Source organism: Pseudomonas monteilii NBRC 103158 = DSM 14164 (assembly GCF_000730605.1).
In the GTDB taxonomy this organism is placed as follows: Bacteria; Pseudomonadota; Gammaproteobacteria; order Pseudomonadales; family Pseudomonadaceae; genus Aquipseudomonas; species Aquipseudomonas monteilii.
The window spans coordinates 52,950-59,173 of sequence record NZ_BBIS01000055.1 but is presented as its reverse complement, the minus strand read 5'-3'; the positions used below and the strand labels follow the sequence as shown (position 1 = coordinate 59,173).

The 6,224-nt window shown below is 61.4% G+C and carries 4 protein-coding genes and 1 tRNA gene; 2 read left to right on the top strand and 3 right to left on the bottom strand.

Going from position 1 to position 6,224, the window contains the following annotated elements:
* Positions 1 to 244: 244 nt before the first annotated feature.
* Positions 245 to 535, top strand: coding sequence for a hypothetical protein (locus PM2_RS25055; protein WP_028699061.1), 291 nt, complete (start codon positions 245 to 247; stop codon positions 533 to 535).
* Positions 536 to 539: 4 nt separating this feature from the next.
* Here PM2_RS25055 and PM2_RS25050 read toward each other — a convergent pair whose 3' ends face one another.
* Positions 540 to 1,001, bottom strand: a complete 462-nt coding sequence (locus PM2_RS25050) for an Lrp/AsnC family transcriptional regulator (RefSeq protein WP_016484597.1) — start codon at positions 999 to 1,001, stop codon at positions 540 to 542.
* A 135-nt stretch (positions 1,002 to 1,136) separates the two neighbouring features.
* On the opposite strand from PM2_RS25050, the gene PM2_RS25045 reads away from it, so the two are divergent.
* On the top strand, positions 1,137 to 1,691 hold the full coding sequence (locus PM2_RS25045; RefSeq protein WP_028699060.1) for a serine acetyltransferase: 555 nt from the start codon (positions 1,137 to 1,139) through the stop codon (positions 1,689 to 1,691).
* 637 nt (positions 1,692 to 2,328) lie between these two features.
* Here PM2_RS25045 and PM2_RS25035 read toward each other — a convergent pair.
* A tRNA-Ile gene (locus PM2_RS25035) sits at positions 2,329 to 2,405 on the bottom strand.
* Between the two features lie 16 nt (positions 2,406 to 2,421).
* On the bottom strand, positions 2,422 to 6,165 hold the full coding sequence (locus tag PM2_RS25030; RefSeq protein ID WP_027610116.1) for a bifunctional diguanylate cyclase/phosphodiesterase: 3,744 nt from the start codon (positions 6,163 to 6,165) through the stop codon (positions 2,422 to 2,424).
* Positions 6,166 to 6,224: the final 59 nt, after the last annotated feature.

Genomic DNA, 6,224 nt, shown 5'->3' with positions numbered 1-6,224 from the left:
GCAGTAAATTGCAAGGCAAGCACCTGGGCCTCACGCGGCCTCTCCGGCGGGCATAAGTACACGTTGGACGGGGTGTGAGCAGCTAGAGGCGCACTGCTAAGGCAGCTGTGCGCGGGCAGGCTTTGCCTGGCCGGGTATGCGCCTCCAAGTTCGCCGGTTCTCACCTCGCGCATGGCTGCCACCCAATTCCCGTGAGAAGGAAGCGATTGGCCGCCAGTCATCCCTGTGATCTGGAGGCTATACCATGACTGACCGTTTGCCAGATCAACCTGTAAAACTGCAACCCACCGCTGAAAAACCCTTTTGCAACTGCGAACCCAGCCACCCGCCGTTATTTGCCATCCGTCCTGGCATCGACGCCGCCGACGCTCTAGTCCACGCCTGCCTGCTGGCCCGTGGCCTCAACCAGATTGTCACTGACTACGCCCAGCACCACGCCCCCGAGCGTAGCCGAGACATCGTCTGGTCGATGCAGCATTCTGCCGAGAGCCTTTCGGCGATTCTGGAGGGGCTGCTCGACGGCCAGGAGGCCTGATTGATCAGAGCGGCTGCCCCCGGTCCACCTTGCTACTGAGAATGATCGACGTGGTGGTCTTCTCCACCCCGTCGACACTGCCGATCTGGTCGAGCAACTGGTCCAGTTGCTCAGGCGAATCCGTAAGCAGCCAGGCCACGTAGTCGAACTCGCCGCTCACTGCGCACAGCTGCTGCACTTGGCCCATGGCACTCAAGCGCCGCACCACTTCCTTGCCGGAGCGCGGCTGCACCTTGATCCCCACATAGGCCTGCAAGCCGCCACCCAGCACCCGCTGGCCCAAGCGCACGCCATAGCCGGAGATGACCTTGTTCTTCTCCAGCCGCTCCAGGCGCGAATTGACGGTGGTGCGGGCGATACCCAACTGGCGGGCGAGGGTGGCGACGCTTTCGCGGGCGTTGATTTGCAGCAGGGCGATCAGCTGGCGATCGATTTCATCCAGCGTGATGGAGCGGGAATCCGACATGGCGAGTCTCTACGGTTGGCCTGCTAGCCTATCGAGCGACTGCCAATCAGGGCAAGACCGCTTCTACAGCGACCGCGCTGGCCTGAAGGCTGGGCCTTCGGCATGATGAAACGCTAGTCCAACGAGAACCTGAGCGTGAACCTCGACAACCTGCTCGAATGCTGGCGACTGGAAGTCTCCAACAAGAAAAGGCCAGGAGGCCGTATCAGCCTGCTGTTCAACGTACTGCGCCGCGCACGCAGGGACAACAAACTGCGCTTTCTCTTTGCCTACCGCCTGGCCCAATACCTCGATGCTCGTGGCGGCCTGGCCCGGCGTCACGCTCGGCGCATGCAACAACGGCTCAACCTCAAGTACGCGGTGGACATCGACATCGGCGCACAAATCGCGCCCGGCCTGCGCATCGCGCACCTGCCGGGGGTGGTGATTACCCGGCATGTCAGCATCGGGCGCAATTTCTTCATTCGCCAGAACTGCTCTATCGGCATCAAGACGCTCGGGCTGGAGGAGTACGCGCTGCGCATTGGCGACAACGTGAGCATGGGTGCCAACAGCTGCATCGTTGCTGATCGCATCGTTATTGGTGACGACGTGGTGATTGGCGCGATGTCGCTGGTTATGCGGGATATTCCGACTGGGATGGTCTTCTACAACCAGAGGCAGGTCGAGATGCGGCCGATAGGCGAGTAAGGGCTCACAAAATCTAACGATTAATCCCTGCGGTATTAGCCGTTGTAAGGTCGAGAATGGTCCGCTCATGAGGCGGAGTTCGGAACCGAACCCATGACCACCAATCATTTTCAGTTGAGCGAGGTCGTTGCTACGCCCGCGAGTACCTTGCGACTAACCTTTGCGGACAGGCAGCAACTCACTGTGGCTCTGGATGAAATCATCCGGAACACGCATCTTTGGCTCCTCTTGCCGACCCTAAGGTATTCGCAACGGCTGCAATGGGTGAGTGCAACGACACGGTCATCCGGGCAGGTGACGACAATCTTGAGCTTGCTGCCGCCAACCTGCGCGTACGCGCGGTCGAACAAGCAGGGGAGTGTTCGCATGAGCTTATCTGGAACTGGATGGCCCAGCATGGGTTGACGTTGGATCGTGCAGCTCAGGAGCTGGGTTTGAGCTGGCGCCTGCTGGCTTACTACCGAAGCGGCGAGAAGCCTGTGCCTAGGACAGTCGCCCTGGCAATGAAGGGGGGGAAGCGTTGCGGATGGCTGATGTGGTAAGCGCAGCGGCAGGACATGCCTCGAAGAAACGGGCGCGATACCTAAAAAGACAACGGGCACAAAAAAGCCGCGCAATTGCGCGGCTTTTTCATATCTGGTGGGCCCACACGGACTCGAACCGTGGACCAAAGGATTATGAGTCCTCTGCTCTAACCAACTGAGCTATAGGCCCTCAGTAAGTGGCCGGATTATAACGAGGGTTTCGCACCTGTGCCATCTGAAAGATCCGATAGTGCTATGCGAAGAAACGCGGCCGCAAATTCCTCGGGTGGCAGTGGCAGGCTGACGATGTAGCCCTGGATCTGCTCGCACCCTTCGGCTGCCAGAAAACGCTGCTGGGCCTGGTTTTCAACACCCTCGGCAATGATCGCCAGTTGCATGCTGCGGCCCAGGGCGATGATCGCACGGGCGATGGCAGCGTCGTGTGGGTCGTCAGGCAGGCCACGGATGAACGATTTGTCGATCTTGAGGATGTCCAGCGGCAGGCGCTTGAGATAGCTCAGTGATGAGTAGCCGGTGCCAAAGTCGTCGATGGCCAACTGCACGCCCAGTTTTTTCAGCTGGTACAGCACGGCCAAGGCCTCTTCTGCCTGGCTCATGATGAAGTTTTCGGTGATTTCCAACTGCAAGTCGCCGGCCTTGAGCTGGTGCTGCTTGAGCAGTTGCTCGATGCGTCGGGCCAGGTGTGGGTGGCGTAGCTGGGCGCCGGCGAGGTTGATCGACAGCGGGCCGAACGGTTCGTAGTGTTGCTTCCAGGCCTGCATCTGCCGGCAGGCTTGCTCCAGCACCCAGTCGCCGAGCTGGAGAATGGTGCCGTTCTCTTCCGCCAGGTGGATGAAGTGCTCCGGCGGTACTTCACCAAAGGTGGGGTGGCTCCAGCGGATCAGCGCCTCGGCGCCTACCAGGCTTTGGGTCTTGAGGCTGAGCTTGGGCTGGAAGCACAGGCTCATTTCGTTGCGTTCGACGGCGCGGCGCAGCTCGTGCTCAAGGGCGATGCGCTCGCTGGCCTGAGCGGTGAGGTCGCGGGTGTAGGCTTCGACGCGGTTGCGGCCTTTGGCCTTGGAGCGGTACATGGCCGCGTCGGCGTTGCGGATCAGTGTCGCGACATCAGTGCCGTCCTGTGGGTACAGGCTGATGCCGATACTGGCGCTGGTGAAGAACTCGTGCTCACCGGCCTGGAACGGCGCGACGAAGCAGGCCAGCAGCTTGTTGGCGATGGTGCTGGCGTCACTGGGCTTGTGCAGGCCAGGTAGCAGGATGATGAACTCGTCGCCGCCCAGGCGGGCCACGGTGTCGACGTCACGCACCTGCTCCTTCAGGCGCTGAGCGATGCCTTTGAGCAGCAGGTCGCCGACCGGGTGGCCCAGGCTGTCGTTGATGTGCTTGAAGCGGTCGAGGTCGAGGAACAGCACCGCGCCCTGGCGGTTTGATACTTGCGCGCAGGTAAGCACGGCCTGCAGGCGGTTCTCGAACAGGGCACGGTTGGGCAGGCCGGTCAGCGGGTCGTGGTGGGCCTGGTAGTCGAGCTTGGCCTGGGCGTGCTTGAGGCTGGAAATATCGGCAAACACGGCCACGAAATGGGTGATCTCGCGCTCGTTGTTGCGCACCGCACTGATGGTCAGCCAGCCGGGGTACAGTTCGCCGTTCTTGCGCTTGTTGTAGATCTCGCCTTGCCAGTGGCCTTCGTCGGTAAGCTGGTGCCACATGGCGGCGTAGAAGGCGCTGTCGTGTTGGCCGGAAGCGAGCAGGCGCGGGGTTTGGCCAAGGGCTTCGATTTCGCTATAGCCGGTGATTTCGCTGAAGGCGCGGTTGACGGCACTGATGCGTTGGTCGATGTCGGTGATCAGCACGCCTTCGGCGGTGTTTTCGAACACGGTGGCCGCCAGTTGTAGCTTTTCCTGCATCAGATGGCGTTCGGTGATGTCGCGGGCAATGGTCAGCATGCAATCGACGCCGGCAATCGGCAGGGGCCTGGCGGATAGCTCGCAGAGGCGGATCTGCCCGTCACTGCGGCGGATGTGGCAGGTGAAGTCGCGCACGAAGCCGTCGCGGTTGAGCTGGTCGACCAGGCGCTTGCGCTCGTTGAGGTCGACCCAGATACCCAGGTCCAGCGAGGTCTGGTCGATGGTTGGGTTGAGGTCATAGCCGGTGAGGCGGCAGAAGCCCTCGTTCACCTCCAGCAGCAAACCGTCGCTCTGGCGCGACAGTAACAGGCCGTCGGGCGAGGCGTGGAAAGCTTTGGCGAACTTCTCTTCCGAGGTTTGCAGCTGTTCCTGGGTTTCCTTGAGCTGGCTGATATCGCGTACTGCCACCACCAGCGCCGGGGTGCCGTCGAGCTCGAAAGTTTCGGCCGAGGTCAGGCCGGTGAACAGTTGGCCGTTGCTGCGGCGGAAGCTCATTTCAAGGTTACGGATACCGCCCTGGTGCAGGCGTTCGAGCACCCGCGGGCCGCTGCCTTCGACACCCCACAGGTTGAGGTCGGTGGCGGTACGGCCAATCACCTGGCCTGGGGTCAGGCCGATCTGTTCTTCGAAAGCTTCGTTCACCTCCAACAGGCAACCGTCACTGTGACGGGCGATTAGCAAAATATCGGGGCACTGCTGGAACACCGAGGCGAACTTCTGCTCGGACAAACGCAGGGCATCTTCGGTGCGCTTGGTTTCGCTGATGTCGATCATCAGCCCGCGCATCACCGGTTGGTGGCCGTGTTTGATCATGCTGACGATGTTGCGGACCCAGAGGGGTTGTCCGTCGGCCCGGATTACCCGGTAATCCAGGCTGTGGTCGCGCCCGGCTGCAGTTTCGCTGTCGCAGTAGGCCTGGGCCCAGAGGGCGTCTTCCGGGTGCAGAATGCTGCGCCAGAAGCCAGGCTTGAGCCAGTCATTCAGGGGGTAGCCGAGCAGGTCTTCGGCATGCGGCGAAACGTAGCTGTAGGTGAAGTCGTTGGCATCGGCTTCCCAGGCGATGGCCGACAGGCTTTCTATCAAGCCGCGGTAGTGGTATTCGCTGCTGCGCAGCTCCTGCTCCAAGGCAATGCGCCGTGAAATTTCCGAACTGAGGCGGCGGTTGATGCGGATCACCACGGCCAGTACGGCCATCAGCAACAACACCGTTGGCAGGCCATACACCAGCAGGTCGGACCAGAACATCCGCTGGTCGACCACATTGCCTACCCAGCGCTGTTGTATCTGGCTGACTTCGCTGCTGCTCATGTCGGCCATCACTTTGTCGAGAATACCGACCAGTACGTGGTTGCTGCGGGGGACGGCCATCGCCAGTTGGTAGCGATAGGGCGTTTCGCCGCTGACGTAGAGGCCGTCAAGCTTGAGCTGGCGCAGGCTCCAGATGCTGGAAGCGAGGTCGCCGACGACGGCATCTACCTGATCGGTGGCCAAGGCCTGCAGCGTGGAGCTTACATTGGGCAGTGCGACCAGGTTGAGGTCCGGGTGGTGGGTGCGCAGCAACTCGTGGGGGGCGTAGTTTTCGACCACAGCGATTTTCAGGCCGTACAGGTCCTCCAGTTTGCGCGGCTGTGCGCCGCCTTTGTGGGCAAGGATGACAATGGGAAAGTCGAGGTATGGGCGGGTGAAAGCCAGGTAGCCCTGGCGTTCAGGGGTAGACATGATGCCGGGCAGCAGGTCGATGCGGCTTTCGCGCGCCTGCGCCAATACCTCGGTCCAGCTACTGGGTTCGACCGGTTTTAGCGTCACACCCAGACGTTGCTGGATCATGGCGATGTAATCGGCGGCCAATCCCTGGTACCGGCCCTCCTGGTCGCGAAACTCGAACGGTGGCCAAGAGGCGTCGACACCCAGGCTTAGCTGCGGGTGGGCAGCCAGCCAGGCTTTTTCCTCGTCTGTCAGGGTCAGGGCGCCGGCCGTTGTGTTCCACAGCATCAGGAGCAGCAACAGAATGGCCGGCTTCAAGGACATGGCAGCCTCGCATTCAGGTGGTCTGAAGTCGAGTGTAGACGGGCATTGCGGCAGATGTG